At 68.5% G+C, this 16,836-nt stretch carries 14 protein-coding genes; 7 read left to right on the plus strand and 7 right to left on the minus strand.

The genetic code is table 11. The annotated features are described in order from the left end of the window. Positions 1–208: 208 nt before the first annotated feature. A complete protein-coding gene (locus P4826_RS10830; RefSeq protein WP_317700417.1) occupies positions 209–853 on the plus strand; it encodes a response regulator in 645 nt (214 codons plus the stop codon). Here the strand turns inward: P4826_RS10830 and P4826_RS10835 are convergent. The 3 genes from P4826_RS10835 to P4826_RS10845 are packed head-to-tail and all read right to left on the minus strand — an operon-like array spanning position 841 to position 4,061. Further along, positions 841–2,136: an ATP-binding response regulator gene (locus P4826_RS10835; RefSeq protein ID WP_317703753.1), complete on the minus strand. Its 1,296-nt coding sequence runs from the start codon at positions 2,134–2,136 to the stop codon at positions 841–843. The genes P4826_RS10830 and P4826_RS10835 overlap by 13 nt on opposite strands. Beyond that, complete coding sequence (locus P4826_RS10840; RefSeq protein WP_317700418.1) at positions 2,027–3,070, minus strand: cache domain-containing protein; 1,044 nt, start codon at positions 3,068–3,070, stop codon at positions 2,027–2,029. The genes P4826_RS10835 and P4826_RS10840 overlap by 110 nt, the downstream gene beginning before the upstream one ends. After that, positions 3,048–4,061 (minus strand): ABC transporter substrate-binding protein, encoded by a 1,014-nt coding sequence (locus tag P4826_RS10845; RefSeq protein WP_317700419.1) that lies wholly within the window; start codon positions 4,059–4,061, stop codon positions 3,048–3,050. The genes P4826_RS10840 and P4826_RS10845 overlap by 23 nt, the downstream gene beginning before the upstream one ends. A gap of 159 nt (positions 4,062–4,220) precedes the next feature. On the opposite strand from P4826_RS10845, the gene P4826_RS10850 reads away from it, so the two are divergent. The 3 genes from P4826_RS10850 to P4826_RS10860 are packed head-to-tail and all read left to right on the plus strand — an operon-like array spanning position 4,221 to position 5,999. Further along, positions 4,221–5,186, plus strand: a complete 966-nt coding sequence (locus tag P4826_RS10850; protein ID WP_317700420.1) for a Bug family tripartite tricarboxylate transporter substrate binding protein — start codon at positions 4,221–4,223, stop codon at positions 5,184–5,186. A gap of 49 nt (positions 5,187–5,235) precedes the next feature. Next, positions 5,236–5,661, plus strand: a complete 426-nt coding sequence (locus P4826_RS10855; protein ID WP_317700421.1) for a hypothetical protein — start codon at positions 5,236–5,238, stop codon at positions 5,659–5,661. Further along, the gene (locus tag P4826_RS10860) at positions 5,658–5,999 is read left to right on the plus strand and encodes a hypothetical protein (RefSeq protein ID WP_317700422.1); all 342 of its coding nucleotides are present in this window, start codon (positions 5,658–5,660) and stop codon (positions 5,997–5,999) included. The genes P4826_RS10855 and P4826_RS10860 overlap by 4 nt, the downstream gene beginning before the upstream one ends. A gap of 252 nt (positions 6,000–6,251) precedes the next feature. On the opposite strand, the gene P4826_RS10865 is transcribed toward P4826_RS10860, so the two are convergent. Together P4826_RS10865 and P4826_RS10870 are read right to left on the minus strand one after the other, a co-directional pair. Then, positions 6,252–6,920 carry a response regulator gene (locus tag P4826_RS10865; protein ID WP_317700423.1) on the minus strand — a complete coding sequence of 223 codons (669 nt, stop codon included), beginning with the start codon at positions 6,918–6,920 and terminating at the stop codon, positions 6,252–6,254. Then, the gene (locus P4826_RS10870; RefSeq protein ID WP_425605166.1) at positions 6,917–8,668 is read right to left on the minus strand and encodes a histidine kinase; all 1,752 of its coding nucleotides are present in this window, start codon (positions 8,666–8,668) and stop codon (positions 6,917–6,919) included. The genes P4826_RS10865 and P4826_RS10870 overlap by 4 nt, the downstream gene beginning before the upstream one ends. Positions 8,669–8,793: 125 nt before the next feature. On the opposite strand from P4826_RS10870, the gene P4826_RS10875 reads away from it, so the two are divergent. Further along, a complete protein-coding gene (locus tag P4826_RS10875) occupies positions 8,794–9,879 on the plus strand; it encodes an IS630 family transposase (protein ID WP_317700424.1) in 1,086 nt (361 codons plus the stop codon). A gap of 180 nt (positions 9,880–10,059) precedes the next feature. Here P4826_RS10875 and P4826_RS10880 read toward each other — a convergent pair whose 3' ends face one another. Next, entirely contained in the window at positions 10,060–12,498 is a 2,439-nt protein-coding gene (locus P4826_RS10880) for an adenosylcobalamin-dependent ribonucleoside-diphosphate reductase (RefSeq protein ID WP_317700425.1), read from the minus strand. Positions 12,499–12,727: 229 nt separating this feature from the next. On the opposite strand from P4826_RS10880, the gene P4826_RS10885 reads away from it, so the two are divergent. Beyond that, positions 12,728–13,600: a ChaN family lipoprotein gene (locus P4826_RS10885; RefSeq protein WP_317700426.1), complete on the plus strand. Its 873-nt coding sequence runs from the start codon at positions 12,728–12,730 to the stop codon at positions 13,598–13,600. Between the two features lie 9 nt (positions 13,601–13,609). Here P4826_RS10885 and P4826_RS10890 read toward each other — a convergent pair whose 3' ends face one another. Further along, positions 13,610–15,880: a putative bifunctional diguanylate cyclase/phosphodiesterase gene (locus tag P4826_RS10890; protein ID WP_317700427.1), complete on the minus strand. Its 2,271-nt coding sequence runs from the start codon at positions 15,878–15,880 to the stop codon at positions 13,610–13,612. Positions 15,881–15,975: 95 nt separating this feature from the next. Between P4826_RS10890 and purU the strand changes: the two genes are divergently transcribed. Then, on the plus strand, positions 15,976–16,824 hold the full coding sequence (gene purU, locus P4826_RS10895; RefSeq protein WP_317700428.1) for a formyltetrahydrofolate deformylase: 849 nt from the start codon (positions 15,976–15,978) through the stop codon (positions 16,822–16,824). Positions 16,825–16,836 lie beyond the last annotated feature (12 nt).

A 16,836-nucleotide genomic window follows, 5' to 3' on the forward strand; every position in this document is an offset into this window, starting at 1 on the left:
CCCCGGGTTTTCCCATACCCCGAAGGAACGCATGGGCCGTGGCAAAAGAACGATGGGCCGCGCCGGCTCCTTACTCCGAAAGAACTAGTCCGCACCCCAGGATTTCCAACGGTGTTTTCGCCTTTATCGCTCAACTACATTGCGCAGTTAGCTATATTTTTTATAGTTTGCTAAGATGCCCCGATCCCAAGCCCTTCTCCACCAACCCATGAACTTCCTGGTCGTCGATGACCATCCCCTGGTGCGCGAGGCGCTCGCATCCTTGTTGCTGGAGTTGAGGCCGGGCTCGAGGGTGCAGCAGGCGGCGAGCGGCGCGGAGGCGATCACGGCCCTGGGCTGCGGCCAGGCGGTGGATCTGGTGCTGCTGGACTTGCGGCTGCCCGATGGCTCCGGGCTCGACCTGCTGCGCAGGATCGGGGCGGCGAGCATCGGCACCGCCGTTGTCATGCTCTCCGGCGACCTGGATCGCCAGACGGTGCAAGAGGCGCTGGCGGCGGGCGCGGTGGGCTACGTCCCCAAGACCGAGCCTCGCGAAATCATTGCCGGCGCATTGGGCTTGGTGCTGGCGGGTGGCGTTTACGTGCCGCCGGTGGCCTTGCAGACAGCAGCGCGCACGTTCGACACCCGAGCGGCAACGCCCGAGGCGCTGGGCCTGACCGGGCGCCAACTCGAAGTACTGGCCCTGCTCATGCAGGGCAAGAACAACAAGCTGATCTGCCGTGCCCTGGGGCTCGCCGAGCCCACGGTGAAGAACCACGTCTCCGCCATCCTGCGGGCGCTGGGGGTGGACAGCCGCACCGAGGCCGTACTGGCCGTCACGCGCCTGGGGTGGGCGTTGCCTCAACCGCGCTGAAGCAGCCGCGTCAGCGCCGAGCGCAGGCGCAACGCCGAAACCGGCTTTTCCAGCATGGGCAGGCCGCTGGCGGCGATGCGCTCGCGCGTGCCAATGGCGGTGTCGCCCGTCAGGATGAGCGCGGGCACATCCCGCCCCCACTGGCGGCGCAGGCGCGAGATGGCCGCAACGCCGTCATCGCCGTGGTCCAGGCGCATGTCCACCAGCAGCAGATCGACCGGGCCATGCACGTGATCCGGCGCGCCGTGCGCAGCCAGCACGCAGCACCCCCAGCCTTCGAGCAGCCGCGCCGTGCTCGCCAGCACCTGCGCGTTGTTGTCGATGACCAGCACCCGGCGGCCCTGCAATGCATCGATGGCGGAGTCGTTCGCAGCCGTGGGGAGGTGCGGCTGGCTGGCGGTTTCGGGCACCGTGACCGCGAAGCATGAACCCCGTCCGGGAACCGAGCGCACGCTGACCTGGTGGCCAAGCAAACCGGCCAGCCGCGCGACGATGGACAGGCCCAGCCCCAGTCCGCCATCGGCCGCGCCGCCTTCGGCGTCGAGCCGGTAAAACTCATCGAAGATGCGCTCCTGCTTGTCGGGCGCGATGCCGATCCCGGTATCCCACACGGCGATGCGCAGCCCGGCCCGCGTGCGCCGGCAGCCCAGCAGCATGGCCCCGCTGCGCGTGTAGCGCACCGCGTTGGCGACCAGGTTGCCGAGGATGCGCTCGAGCAGCACTGGATCGCTGGCCACCCAGGCGTCGCAAGGGCGAATGCGCAGCTCCAGCCCCTTGTCCCGCGCGGCCGCCGCGTGCGCCACGTCCATGCGGTCGAGCAGGCGCTGTACCGGGAACGCCTCCACCTGCGGGCGGATGACGCCCGCGTCCAGCTTGGACACGTCCAGCAGGCCGTCGAACAGCGCATTGATGGCGGCGATGGCCTGCTCCACACGCAGCCCCAGGCGCCGGCGCTCGGCGGCATCGGGGTCACGCCGCCATTGCGCCACCATCAGGTTCAGCGCGTGCAGTGGCTGGCGCAGGTCGTGGCTGGCGGCGGCCAGCAGGCGCGACTTGGCACGGTTCGCATCCGACAGCTCGCGCGTGCGCTCTTCCACCTGCCGCCCCAGGTTGTCGTGGCTGGCCTGCAGCTCAGCGGCCATGCTGTTGAAACGCTCGCCCAACCGCTCCAGTTCATCGCCGGAATGCAGGGCGATGCGGTGCGACAACTGCCCGGCGCCGATCCGCTCTGCGCCCTGGGCCAGCTCGCGCAGCGGCCGGGCGATGCGCCAGGCCGACCACAGTGCCGCCGACAGCGCCAGCAGCAGGCTCACCGCCGCCACCCACAGCGCACCCTGCACGTTGGCCCACAGGGGGGGCGTCGGCCTCTTGCAAGCCTTGTTCGACCACGACCCGCCAGCCCGGCGGGGCCAGCATCACGCTGCTGGCCAGCACCGGTTCGCCCCGTGTGCCCACCAGCCGCAATGCCGGGCGTGGCGGGGCAGCGGCTTTCTGGTTCTCGAAGGCGCGCAGCGTGGCGGACAAGTCCGTGTTGCGCAGCACGAGGTTGATGTCCGGATGGGCGATCAGCCGCCCCGCCGGATCGAGGACATAGACGATGCCTTCGTCCCCGATGCGGATCTCCGACACCACGTCCCAGATGTACTTCAGGCTCACCTCGGCGATGGCCACGCCCGCCTCGCCGCGCGGCCCCGCGACGGCCACGGTCATGAACGGCTCGCTGCCCTTGCGGAAGCTGACGTCGCCGAAATACGCGCCGCGCGCCTGGCGCGCCCCCGAGAACGCGGGCGAGGCCATGCGGTCGGCCATCGAATCCACGCGGCCCAGCGCCAGCCGTGATTCCGCCACCCGCTCGCGGCCCTGTCCGTCGATGAGGGCTATGTCGGCGATGGCAGGCGTCTGCCGCAGCGCGCGTAGCGCATCCAGCCGCCGCTGCGGGGCGCCGTCGGGCGTCCAGGGCAGGGCGGTCAGCCAGCTCAGTTGCAGCTCGATTTCGCGCAGGAACCGCTGGATGCGCGCGGCGGCCGCATCGGCCTGCGCAGTCTGTACGGCGGCCAGCGCGTCGCGCTGCTGGCGGTACACCTGCGCAGCGCTCCAGGCCGCGTAGGCCAGCAGCGGCAGCGACACCAGCAGCGCGAAGACCGCCGCATAGCGCCGCCCCAGCGCGCTGCGCCACCAGCCCGGCCAAGGGGGCTCATTCGATCCAGCGGTCGGCACGGAGCTGCAACTCGGCGGGAAGATCCAGGCCCAGCGCACGCGCCACCTTGGCGTTGACGACCAGCTCGATGTCGCGCGGTTGCTCCACGGCAATATCGGCGGCGCGCGCTCCGCGCAGCAGCCGGTCTGCGATGGCCGCCATCTGCCGGTAGTAACCATGCACGTTCGGACCGTAGCTCATCAGGTTGCCCGCCTCGGCGAACGCGGCCCAGCCCGAAATGCTGGGCAGTCGTTGAGCTGCGGAGAAGCGCGCCAGCGTTTGCGCCCGAACGTTGATGAGGTTGTCGGGCACCGCCAGCAGTGCGTGGGCACCTTCGCTGGCGATGCGGGGCAGCGCGGTATCGAAATCATCCATCGACTTCAGCAGATGCCAGGACAGCGTGAGGCCGAGCCGCCGGGCCGCCGCCTGCACCGCGTCGCGCTCGATGGTGAAGCCCGCGTGCAGGGCGTTGGCGATCGCCGCCATGTGCGAGCCCCGCTGCATGGCCGTCTTCAGCAACTCGAGCCGCTTGCCCGCCAGTTCGGTCGATAGCGAGGTGACGCCCGTCAGATGGCCGCCTGGGTGCGACAGACTGGCGACCAGCCCCGCCTCGACGGGGTCGCCGCCGATGTTGAAGATCACGGGCGTCGCGCCCGACACCTTCCTGGCACCGAAGACCATCGGCCCCTGCGCGACGAGCAGATCGACGCCGGATCGCACCAGCTCCGCAGCCAGATCGGCGCTGCGCGGCTGGTCACCGTCGCGCACCAGCAGTTCGTAGCCACGCCCCTCGGCCCACCCCCGATCGGCCAGCCCCGCGCGAAAGGCCGCCAGCGCCAGCGCGGAAGCCGCCGCTCCCGCCGCGCCGATCCAGCCCAGCCAGCCGATGCGGGCCGTGCGCGAGGGTTGGGCCTGGACAGGGGGTATCAGTGGGGGCAGCAGCGCGATGCCCGCGGCTGCGGCCATCAACCTGCGGCGGCCCATGGGGGAAAGGTGGTGCGCGGACGTCATGGCGGTTCATCTTAGCCATCCACGGCCGTGCCGGGGACTGTGCGCAAGTACCGGTACCAAAGCACCAGGCCCGGTACTCCAATAAGACCACTGGACGATGCGCCGGGCGCGCTGGGTGGCGACGATGACGCCATCGACAACCACGAAGAGGAATCCGCCATGACGCTGAATCGCCGCACCCTGTGCCTTGCCGCAATGGCCGCGCTCTGCAACGTCCCGCTGGCGCGCGCCGCCGATTACCCGAGCCGCGCCATCACCATCGTCGTGCCGACGCCTGCCGGCGGCGCATCCGACAGCGCCGCGCGGCTGGTGGCCGCGTCACTCAGCGCCGCCTGGGGCCAGCCGGTCGTCGTGGTGAACCGTCCGGGCGCGGGTGGCGCCATTGCCGCGCAGGCGGTCATGGACGCGCCGCCCGACGGCTACACCCTGCTCTGGGGCCTGTCGGCGATGGCGGGACTGCCACTGGTGCAGAAGGGTGTTCCCTACAAAGCCTTGAGCGAATTCACGCCGGTCGCCAACGTCGTGGAACTCGGGTTCGCGCTGTTCGTCAACCGCGAGCTGCCGGTGCAGAACTTCGCCGACCTGGTGGCCTACGGGCGTTCCCATCCAGGCCAGCTTCACCTGGCCACCGGCACGCTGGGCGAATACATGCTGGCCGAGCGCGTGCTGAAGGCCGCAGGCGTGCAGGCCCGGCGGGTGCCGTACAAGGGCGGCGCGCAACTGATGCCGGACCTCATCAGCGGCCAGGTGCAGATCAACTTCGGCCCAATCGCGGGCGGCCTGCAGCACGCCAAGGCGGGCAAGCTGCGGGTGCTGGCCACGGCCCTGCCGCAAAGAAGCCCGCTGCTGCCGGACGTGCCGACCTTCGCCGAACTCGGCGTTTCCTCGGGCACGCTGTCCTTTTGGAATGCCTTGTTCGCCCCCGCCGCCACGCCGCCCGAGGTGGCCGCCAGGCTGTCGGCGGCGGTGGCCCGGGCGCTGCAAGCCCCCGCCGTGCAGGAACCGCTGCGGGCCAGCGGCACCGAGCCCCTGGGCAGCACACCACAGCAGCTCGCCGAGGCCGTCGAGGCCGCCTCCACCGCGTGGGCGACCTTCGTGCGCGACTACGGCATCGCCCAGGAGTGACGGCCATGCCGTCGCCGCATGTCCCCAATCACTTGCAAGGAGAGTCACCATGAACCGCATCCTGCTCTGCGCCACCCTCGGCATGGCCGCCTGCATGGGCGCCTGCGCCCAACAGCCATCCGGCCAATCCACGCCGCTGTTCGATGATGAAGGTAGGCCAGCGGCCAATGTGCCCGCTGCCATTCCCGCAAGTCCTGCCCACCGCACGCGCGCCGGACTGTACATCACGGAGGCCCAGGCCCGCGCCCATGAGCAGACCTTGCCTGGCGGGGCGATCAGCGTCTTCGCTGGCTGCTGCGGTGACCGGGGCTTGGACGATGCGATGGTGTCCGCCTGGGCCCAGCACGCAAGCCTGGACGCGCCGTCGGACATGCCCGTGCTGGTGCGGGGCAGCGACCTGCAGCAGGCCGCGCGCCTGGCCGACCGGCTGACCGATGCGGGCTTTGCCCCGGTGTTCCTGGTGAGCGTGCCATGAGCCAGGCGCAGGGCCAGCGGGCAGGCGATCCGGGTCCCGTGGAGGGTGCCAGCAGGGCGCGGGAAAACTACCTGTGCCTGCTGGCCTGGGCGTTCACGCTGTTCAGCTCGGTGCGCATACTCGGCTACCTGCCCACGGCCTGGGCCATCCTGGCAAGCGGCAGTTCACAGCAGCATTCGCTGCTCACTTGGGCGATCTGGACCAGCTCGAACATGACGATGGCGGCCTGGCTCTACGAGGACAACGGGCGGCGGCTGAATCGCGCCATCGTGGTCAACATCGGCAACGCGCTGATGTGCCTGGTGATCCTGGCTCTGGTGGCGTTCTACCGGCACTGATGGACGGCGCAACGGCCATCCTTTGGAAACAGGGGCGCTTGTCAAAAAATCCCCTGACTATGCACATATCGCAGATACCCCTCACCCCTCCCTCTCCCCAAAGGGGCGAGGGCGACCGGTTGTGCCGGCATTACACCCTCTCCCTCTGGGTGGGGTGGGGGCTCGCGGCCCAGCCTGAGACATGTGCCTAGTCAGGAAAAATTCGGAACAAACCCTTGTATGACAAGCGTTGGCAGCTATCAAAAAGTGTGGTTACTCGGCGCGCTGGCGGTCCGAGGCATAGACCGCCGCCTGCACGCGCGAGCTGAGACCCAGCTTGCGCAGGATGTGCTGCACATGGATCTTCACCGTGGTCTCGGCGATGTCCAGGGCACGCGCGATCTCCTTGTTGCTGGCGCCGCGCGCGATCTCGCGCAGCACCTCTTCCTCGCGCAGCGACAGCTGGGGCGCCGGCTCCGCCTCCTCGGGCGCGGGTTCGGGCTCGGGCGCGCCCTGGGACTGGAAGGCCGCCACCAGCTTGCCCATCATCTCCGGGCTGACCACCGGCTCGCCGCTGGCCGCGCGGCGCACGGCCTGGGCCAGCAGGTCGCCGTCTATGGTCTTGAGCAGATAGCCCTGCGCGCCATGGCGCAGCGCGCTGGCCAGGTCCTCGCCGTCCTCGCTCACCGTGAGCATGATCACGCGGCTCGCGGGCGAGGCCTCGCGCAGGTCGGCAATGGCGTCCACGCCGCGCACGCCGGGCAGGTGGTTGTCCAGCAAGATCACGTCGGGGCGCAGGACCGGCAGCAGGCGCAGCGCCTGACCGGCGTCGCCCGCCTCGCCCACCACGCGCAGGTCGGCATGCTGGCCCAAGAGCGCCACCAGGCCGCGGCGCAGCAGGGTGTGGTCGTCGATCAGGAACAGGGTGATGGGCGCGCTCATACGGCCGCCATGGTAGCCGCAGCGCCCGGGGCCTCGCGCCCCGCGGGCGGCAGCTCCAGCGTCACGCAGGTGCCCTGGCCGGCCTGCGTGTCCAGGCTGATGCGCGCGCCTATGCGCTCGGCGCGCTCGCGCATGATGCCCAGGCCGACATGCAGCGAATCCGGCGGCACCGCCGCGGGGTCGAAGCCCTGGCCGTCGTCGCGCACCTCGAAGCGCCATTGCGGGTGGCGCTGCACCACCAGCTGCACGGAGCGCGCACCGGCATGCTTGCGCACGTTGGACAGGGCTTCCTGCACGATGTGCAGCACCTGGATCTGCACATCGGGCGCCAGCGGCAGGCCCTGGCCGGCCATCGTCAGCTCGGCCGGCAGGCCGCTTTGGTGCTCGAACTTGGACAGGGTCACGCGCAGCGCCTCCTCGATGTCCTCGTCCTGCGTGCGCGTGCGAAAGTGCACCAGCAGCTCGCGCACATCGGCATAGCATTCGCGCACCCCGGCGTCCAGCTCGGCCAGGCTCTGGTCGCGCGCGGCGTCGCGGCCCTTGGCGATGGCGTCGCGCAACAGCTGCGCCTGGATCTTCAGGAAGGCCAGTGACTGGGCGATGGAGTCGTGCAGCTCGCGTGCGATCAGGGCGCGCTCCTGCGCCACGGCGGCCTCGCGCTCCAGGGCGCTGGCGCGCAGGCCCTCCATGGCCGTGGCCAGATGCTGGGCCATGGTGCCCAGCAGGTCGCGCAGGCCATCGGGCAGGGTGCGCGCGCCGCGGTACAGCAGCGTCACCTCGCCCAGCAGGCGCTGGTGCAGGCGCACAGGCACGTTGATCACGGTCTGGAAGCCCTCCTGGCCGCAATCGGGCAGCTGCCCGCCGCTGGCCGGCACGATGGGGATCACGCGCATGCGCGCGCGCGGCCCGGGCTGGCCGCATTCGCAGGCACCGGCCAGCAGGCAATGCTCGGTCTCGGCCAGGGTGCTCGGCAGGCCGTCATGGGCCAGCAGCACATAACGCTCATTGGCCTCGTCGGACCAGCGCACGGCGGCGGCATCGGCCCCGGCGGCGCTGCGGATCTGCTGCGCAAAGCCCTGGGCCAGCACCTCCAGGCTGCCGGCCTCGCCGGTCAGAGCGCTCACCGCGTACAGCGCGGCCAGGCGCTGGTTCTGCTCCTCGATGCTGGCGGTCTTCTCGCGCACCTTGCCCTCCAGATCCTCGTGCGAGGTCTGCAGCGCATGCGCCATCAGGTTGAAGCCGGCGGTGAGCTGGCCGAACTCGTCCTCGGTCTGCACCTCCAGGCGCGTGCCCAGCTCGCCACGGCGCATCGCCGCCAGCGCCTGGCGCAGCTGGTTCACGGGGTTGACCACCAGCCAGTAGCTGAGCGCCATGAAGGTCACGGCCGCGGCGATGGTGAGTGCCACCAGGAACAGGTGAAACAGGTGCAGCCCGGCCGTCCAGCGCATGATCTGCACCTCGATGGCCTCGACAAAGGCGTCGATCTCGCTCACGAAGGCGTCGCCGCGCGCCACCGCCTGCGCGCTGCTGGGGCGCTGCCCTCCATCCCATTCGGCGCGGATGGCGCGCCATTCGCTGCGGATATGTTCGTAGCGCGCGCGCGTGTCCTTGCTCCAGGTCACGAACAGCGGACGCGCCGGGTCGCCGGTGCGCAACAGCTCCAGGCCGGCCTCGAAGCGCTGCTCCAGGCGCGCAAAGTCCTGTGGCGACTCGGTTTGCTGCGCCAGGATCATGCGCAGCATATTCATGCGCAGGCGCCCGGCCTCGTTCACCGCGGCCGCGCCGCCCTCTAGTGTAGTGTTCGATTCTTGATTGAACTTAAAAAGTCGGCTGGTATCCCATGCTCAACTGGAGCTTGAAAGGGAGCCAATCCATGCGAGTTGCGCCAAAGATCGAATTGACGGATGAAGAGCGTGCGGCGTTGACGAAGCTTTGGCGCTCGGGCCTGACGAGCGTACGTCTGGCGCAGCGCGCACGCATCATCTTGCTGGCAGACCAGGGCCTGAACAACAAGAATATTGCCGCGCAACTGGGCATCGGTCGCATGCAGCCGGCGCGCTGGCGCGAGCGCTACCTGCAAGGCGGCATCAAGGCTATCGAGCGCGACTTGCCACGCGGCGCGCCGCCGGTAAAGGTGGACGTGGCCCAGCTGGTGCAGTTGACAACCCAGAGCAGCCCCGAAGCGATCACGCACTGGAGCACACGCAAGATGGGCACGCTGCTGGGCGTCAGCGCCAGCACCGTGATGCGCCATTGGCATGCGCACGGGCTCAAGCCGCATCTGGTGCACAGCTTCAAGGTCTCGCGTGACCCCCAGTTTGCCCAGAAGCTCGAAGACATCGTGGGCTTGTACATGTCCCCGCCTGAGCATGCCCTGGTGCTGTGCTGCGACGAGAAGAGCCAGGTGCAGGCGCTCGATCGCACGCAGCCGGGACTGCCCCTGAAGAAGGGGCGTGCGCAGACGATGACGCACGACTACAAGCGCCACGGCACGACCACATTGTTTGCGGCGCTCAACGTGCTCGATGGCCAAGTCATCAGCCAATGCCAGCAGCGCCACACCCATGTGCAGTGGTTGAAGTTCCTCAAGCAGATCGACCGCGAGACACCCAAGGACAAAACGCTGCACCTGATCGCCGACAACTACGCCACGCACAAGCACCCGGTGGTGCAGGACTGGCTGGCCAAGCACCCGCGCTTTCACATGCACTTCACGCCGACCTCGGCGTCGTGGCTGAACATGGTCGAGCGTTTCTTTCGTGACCTGACCACAGAACGGCTGCGCCGCGGCGTATTCACCAGCGTGCCGCAGCTGGTGGCCGCCATTGATGAATACGTGGCACATCACAATACCAACCCCAAACCGTTCATCTGGACCAAGAGCGCCCGCGACATCCTGCAGAAGGTCATTCGGGCCAATAGCCGATTAAGCTCCAAACAGAATGGAACACTACACTAGTTCCCAGGTGACCCAGAGCGTGAAGCCTATCGACGCCAGGGCCACCAGCAGGAAGGCCGTGCCCATGGTGAGCAGCTTGTTGGAGAGGGTCAGTTTTTTATTCATTGACCGCCCTACCCCTTATACAGCAAGCGCTAACAGCTATTTAATTAATAGTATCAACGATGCTGTTGGCCGCCCTCAGCCGCAGCTGCCAATGGCCCCGCACTGCGTGCAGTAGTCGCAGCCGTCCTTGCGGATCACGGCGTGGGCGCCGCATTCGCCGCATTTCTTGCCGGCCATGGCGGGCGGGTTGCCGGCGGGCATCTCGGGCTCGTCCAGCGGCAGCAGCTGCTGCTGCGGCGCCTCGGCGCGGCGCGCCAGGATGCTTTGCACGGCGTAGGCCACGGCCGCCACCTCGGAGTCGTGCCACAGCGGCACCTGGGCGCCGTCGGCGCGCGTGAAGGTGCCCAGGCGCACCGGGCCGCGATCCCAGGCCACCTTGCGCATGTCGGACAGGGCACGCTCCAGGAAGCCGCCGCGCGCGGCCAGTGACAACAGGCGCATGCTCGACGTGATCCACTGCTGCGACTCGCTGCTCTGGCCCACGGGCATGAAGAACTCGATGGCCCGGTCCACCTGGCCGCCGCGGCCGTCCGGCACGGGCAGGAAGGAGACGATCAGGTACAGCCGCTGCTGGCCCTCCTGCGTCCAGTACTCGATCTTCTCGGCCACGGCGTCCAGGCCGCCCTTGGGCCGGCTTTCGATGACGATGCGCATCGGATCTAGTGGCGCGGCCGGCTCGGGCTTGGGCTCCACCTTGGGCTCGGGCTTGGCCTCGGCGGCGGGCACTTCCAGCACCGCGCCCAGGATGCTGTTGGGGCGGTAGGTGGCCAGACCCTTCAGGCCCGAGTGCCAGGCTTGCAGGTAGAGGTTCTTGAAGTCGTCGTACGGGTAGTCGGCCGGCACGTTGACGGTCTTGGAGATGGCCGTGTCCACATAGGGCTGGACGGCCTCCATCATCGCCACATGGTCGGCGGCGGCCATGTCCATGGCGCTGACGAAGTACGCCGGCAGCTTCTTCACATCACCACCCAGGGTCTTGTACAGGCGCCAGGCATAGTCCTCGACCACGTATTCGCTCTTGCTGCCGTCGGCCTCGCGCTTCCTGCGCGTGTAGGTCCAGGAGAACGGCGGCTCGATGCCGTTGGAGGCGTTGTCGGCAAAGGCCAGGCTCACCGTGCCGGTGGGGGCAATGGACAGCAGGTGGCTGTTGCGTATGCCGTGCTTTTTGATCTGCTTCTTGATGTCCTCGGGCAGGCGGCTGGCGAAGGTGCCCTCGGCCAGGTAGCCGTCGGCCTTGAACTTGGGGAAGGCGCCCTTCTCCTTGGCCAGTTCGATGGAGGCGCGGTAGGCGGCGTTGCGCATGCGCTCGGCGATTTGCACCGCCATGTCGCGCCCGTCCTGGCGGTCATAGCGCAGCTTGAGCATGGCCAGGGTGTTGCCCATGCCGGTAAAGCCCACGCCGATGCGGCGCTTGGCCGCGGACTCGGCCTGCTGCTGCGGCAGGGGCCAGAAAGTGACGTCGAGCACGTTGTCGAGTGCGCGCACCTGGGTGGCGACGGAGCGCTCGAAGGCGTCGAAGTCGAAGGCCGCCTCGCCATGCAGGCCAAACGGGTTGCGCACGAAGCGCGTCAGGATGATGGGCCCCAGATCGCAGCAGCCGTAGGGCGGCAGCGGCTGCTCGCCGCAGGGGTTGGTGGCGCTGATGGTCTCGGTGTAGCCGAGGTTGTTGTCGGTGTTGATCTGGTCAAGGAACAGGATGCCGGGCTCGGCGAAGTCGTAGGCCGACTTCATGATGGTGTCCCACAGTTCGCGCGCGCGCAGCTTGCGGTACACCCACTGGCCGTCGGCGCGCTGGTAGGCGCCCTCCTTCATGGCATCGGCGCCGGGGGCCGCGGCGTGCACCAGCTCCCAGTCGCCATCGCTCTCCACGGCCTGCATGAAGGTGTCGGGCACGCCCACCGAGACGTTGAAATTGTTCCAGCGACCCGGCGTGCGCTTGGCGGTGATGAAATCATGCACGTCCGGGTGGTCTATGCGCAGCACGCCCATTTGCGCGCCGCGGCGGGCGCCGGCGCTCTCCACGGTGGAGCAGGACTGGTCGAAGACGTTGATGTAGCTGCAGGGCCCCGAGGCCATGGAGGCCGTGCCCTTGACCATGGCGCCGCGCGGGCGGATGCGCGAGAAGTCATAGCCCACGCCGCCGCCGCGGCGCATGGTCTCGGCGGCCTCGCGCAGGGCCTCGTAGATGCCGGGGTAGCCGGCGTCGTCCACGCCCTGGATGCAGTCGCCCACGGGTTGCACGAAGCAGTTGATCAGCGTGGCCTGGATGTCGGTGCCGGCGGCGCTCATGATGCGGCCGGCGCCAATGGCGCCGGCGCGCAGGTTGTCCAGAAAGCGCGCCTGCATGGCCTCGCGGATGTCCTCGCGCTCCACCGATGCCAGGGCCCGCGCCACGCGGCGGTACAGGTCCTCGACATCGCTCTCGCCCTGCTTGAAGTATTTTTCTTGCAGCACATCGAGGCTGATGGGCTGGCTGGGCAGGCTGGGGGCGAGGTCTGTGATCTCACGTTGCATGGCGAGGAAACTCCTGGGGGTGTTCAAAGGGGGGAGGGATTGTTGGCAGTCAGGGGCTGGATTGTGCACCCAGAGGCCATACCTTGCATTCACCAAAAAGGCTTGACAAACGCTATATATAGCGTGTCGCCACTATGCCATACACTTCCTGTAGCACCAGCGCGCCCGCAGACGCGGGACGGCGCGATTTCTCCATTGTGTATTTCAGTTAACAGTTGGTTTCATTTTGATGCGTACTTCCAAACCCTCCGTGCCCTCCCCCTGGGCACGTGCCTGCGCGCCGGCATGGCTGTCGCTGGTGCTGCTGGCATTGCCGGGATGCGCCCTGCAGCCCCCATCCACGCCCGCCGACAGCGCCTGGCAGGCGGAGCTGGAGCGCTGGCCAGCCAGCGACGCCCTGCTGCTGGGCGAGCAGCATGACGCACCCGAGCACCAGCGCTGGGAGGCCGACAGCGTGCGCTGGCTGGCCGAGCGCGGCCGCCTGGCGGCGCTGGTGATCGAGATGGCCGAGGCCGGCACCGGCACCGACGGCCTGCCGCCCGACGCCAACGCCGCCCAGGTGTATGCCGCACTGCGCTGGAACGAGGCCGCCTGGCCCTGGGAGCGCTACCGCGCGGTGATCATGGCCGCCGTGGCGGCGGGCGTGCCGGTGCGCGGCGGCAACCTGCCCCGCAGCCGCATGCGCGCCGCCATGCAGGACGAGGCGCTGGACGGCCACCTGCCGCCAGCGGCGCTGGCGCTGCAGCGCAACGCCATCGAGGAAGGCCACTGCGGCCTGCTGCCCGCCGACCGCGTCATGCCCATGGTGCGCATACAGCTGGCGCGCGACGCCAGCATGGCCCAGGCGGTGCAGCAGGCGCGCCAGGACGGCCGCACGGTGCTGCTGGCGGCCGGCTGGGGCCATGTGCGGCGCGATCTGGGCGTGCCCACCTGGCTGCCAGCAAACTTCAACGCAAAAGTGGCCATAGCGCAGGCTGGACAAGCGCGAGCAGCTATTGAATCAGAAGCAAACTACATCCACCCCACGCCGGCGCTGGCGCCGCGCGACCATTGCGCCGAGCTGCGCGCGCGTCCACCCGGCCGGCTGCCCGCCGCCAAGTAGCACTGCGGATCAAGCCTGGGCCGGCTGCTTTTCTGCCTGGGCCTGCAACAGCCGGGCGAATTGCTCGGCCGGCACAGGCCGGCTGAACAGGTAGCCCTGGTAGCTGTCGCAGCCACGTTCACGCAGAAAGGCCAGCTGCTCGGGCGTCTCCACGCCCTCGGCCAGCACGTTCAGGCCCAGGCTGCGGCCCATGGCGATGATGGTGGCGCTGATGGCCATGTCGTCGCCGCTGGCGGGTATGTCGCGCATGAAGCCCTGGTCGATCTTCAGCACATCGATGGGAAAGCGCTTGAGGTGCACCAGCGAGGAGTAGCCGGTGCCAAAGTCGTCCACCGCGATACGCACGCCCAGCTCCCGCAGCCGCTGCAGCACCTGGCGCATTTCCTCGGGCCGCTCGGCCAGCACGGACTCGGTCAGCTCCAACTCCAGGCAATGCGCCGGCAGGCCGCTGGCGGCCAGCGCCTGGGCCGCGCAGACGGCCATGTCGTCCAGCTGGAACTGGCGCGGCGAGACATTCACCGCCAGGCGAACAGCCGGCAGGCCGGCCGCGCGCCAGGCCTGGCCCTGGCGGCAGGCCTCTTGCATGACCCACTGGCCCAGCGGGCCGATCACGCCCGAGGTCTCGGCCACGGGGATGAAGCGCGCCGGCGAGATCAGCCCCTCCTCGGGGTCGTTCCAGCGCAGCAGCGCCTCGGCACCCACGATGCGCCCCGTGGCCACGCTCAGCTGCGGCTGGTAGTGCAGCAGCAGATGACCGCGCGCCATGGCGCTGCGCAGGCGCGCCTCGATCTCCAGCCGCTCGCGCGCGGCCTGGATCATGGACTCGTCAAAGAAGCAATGCGCGCTGCGCCCATGGGCCTTGGCGCCATACACCGCGCTGTGCGCCGCCTGCAGCAGCTGCTCGGCCTTGGACGCATGCCTGGGGAACATGGCGACGCCGATGCTGACCCCGGCGACGACCTCCATGCCGTCCGGCGTGCGCCAGGGCTTGCGCGTCGCGGCTATCAAATGCCTGGCCACGGCAGCCGCGCCTTCGGTATTGCGCAGGTGGCGCACCAGCACGGCGATCTCGTCGCCCGCCATGCGCCCCAGCAGGTCGCCCGGGCGCAGGCTCAGGCGCACCTGCTGCGCGACATGCCGCAGCACCTCGTCGCCGACGGCATGGCCGTAGCTGTCGTTCACATCCTTGAAGCGATCCAGGTTCAGCAGCAGCACGGCCAGCTGTTCGCCATCGGCCAGGGCCTGGTTCATGGCCTCGTCCAGCTGCTCGATGAACCAGGCTCGGTTGGGCAGGCCGGTCAGGCTGTCGCGCTGGGTGAGGAATTCCAGCCGCTGGTGCTGGGCCTTTTCCTGCGAGATGTCGCTGAACATGCATACATAGTGCGTGACCTGGCCCTCCTCGTCATGCACCGCCGACAGCGACATGCGCTCGGGGAAGACCTCGCCGTTCTTGCGCTTGTTCCAGATCTCGCCCTGCCAATGGCCGCTGCGCTGCACCGCGGCCCACATGGCCTGGTAAAACCCCTTGTCATGCCTGCCGGACTGGAAGATGCGCGGGTTCTGGCCCAGCACCTCCTGTTCTGTGTAGCCCAGCATGCGCGTGACCGCCGGGTTGATGGACAGGATGCACGGTTGCGCATCGGTCACCACCACGCCCTCGATGGTGTTGTCCACCACGGTCGCCGCCAGGCGCTGGCGCTCTTGCAGCGCACGGCTGGCCGTGAGGTCGGTGAGGATGCCGGAGAAACGCTCGGCCTGCCCCTGTGCGCCACGGTGGCACATGCCGCGCGCCTGGAACCAGCAATAGCTGTCGTCAAAGCGCCGCAGGCGCGCCGTCTCGGCAAACGGCTCGCCCGTGGCCATTGCCCGCTGCACGGCCCGGTGCACGCGCCGATAGTCATCCGGGTGCAGGCGGCGCAGCAGATTCATGCCGCGCGGCAGCTCGGCGCCCTGGTAGCGCAGCAGGCGCACCAAACCGGGCGAATGGGTGGAGCGGCGGCGCAGCAAGTCCCAGTCCCACAGGCCGCTGCCGCTGCCTTCCAGCGCCAGGCGCAACACGTTTTCGCTGTGCAGCAGGTCGGCGCGCGCGGCGCCAATCTCCCCCTGGCCGCGCGACATGCGCGCCAGCAGCCACCAGGCCAGCGCCCCGGTCAGCAGCACATACAGCCAGCCCTTGAGGGTCTGCCAATAGGCCAGCTGCTGCGGCTCGGTGACGCAATAGGCCAGCAAGGCGTCGCCCGCGGCCACCCAGGCCGCGCCCAGAACCCAATACAGGGCCATGCCCCACCAGGGGCTGATTCCCGTGTCAATTCGCGATGCAATCGATTTCACAATGACTCTGCTTATCTTCCGAGGGCTGCTGCGACAATGCGCCAATGACCCCCGCTTACATTCTTACCCTGTCCTGCCCTGACCGCCTGGGGCTGGTGCACGCCGTCTCGGGCTTTTTGCTCGAGCATGGCGGCAACATCGAGGAAGCCGCGCAATACAACGACGACGCCACTGGTCTGTTCTTCATGCGCGTGCAGTTCGCCTGCGGCCAGCATGACCACGCCGCGCTCAAGACCCGCCTGGCCAGCTTTGCCGAGCCCTTTGCCATGCGCTGGAGCCTGCACGCCAAGTCCGCCGCCATGCCCACCGTGCTCATGGTCAGCCGCGAGGGCCATTGCCTGAACGACCTGCTGTTCCGCGTCAAAAGCGGCCTGCTGCCGATAGATGTGCGCGCCATCATCAGCAACCACCGCGACTTCTACCAACTGGCCGCCAGCTACAACATTCCCTTTCACCACATACCCGTCAGCGCCGCCACCAAGGCCCAGGCCGAGGCGCGGCAATACGAAATCATCGAGGCCGAGGGTGCTGAGCTGGTCATACTGGCGCGCTACATGCAGGTCTTGTCCGACGATCTGTGCACCAAATTGGCCGGCCGCGCCATCAACATCCACCACAGCTTTCTGCCCAGCTTCAAGGGCGCCAAGCCCTATTACCAGGCCCATGACCGGGGCGTGAAGTTGATAGGAGCAACCGCTCACTACGTCACCGCCGACCTCGACGAAGGGCCGATTATCGAACAAGACGTTACAAGAGCCGAACACACGGACACCGTGGACGACCTGACGTCGCGCGGGCGCGACACCGAAAGCCTGGTGCTGGCGCGCGCCGTGAAATGGCACAGCGAACACCGCGTGCTGCTCAACGGCCACAAGACCGTGGTCTTCCGCTAAACCCCTGCCGCA

Source organism: Diaphorobacter limosus (assembly GCF_033100095.1).
In the GTDB taxonomy this organism is placed as follows: Bacteria; Pseudomonadota; Gammaproteobacteria; order Burkholderiales; family Burkholderiaceae_C; genus Alicycliphilus; species Alicycliphilus limosus.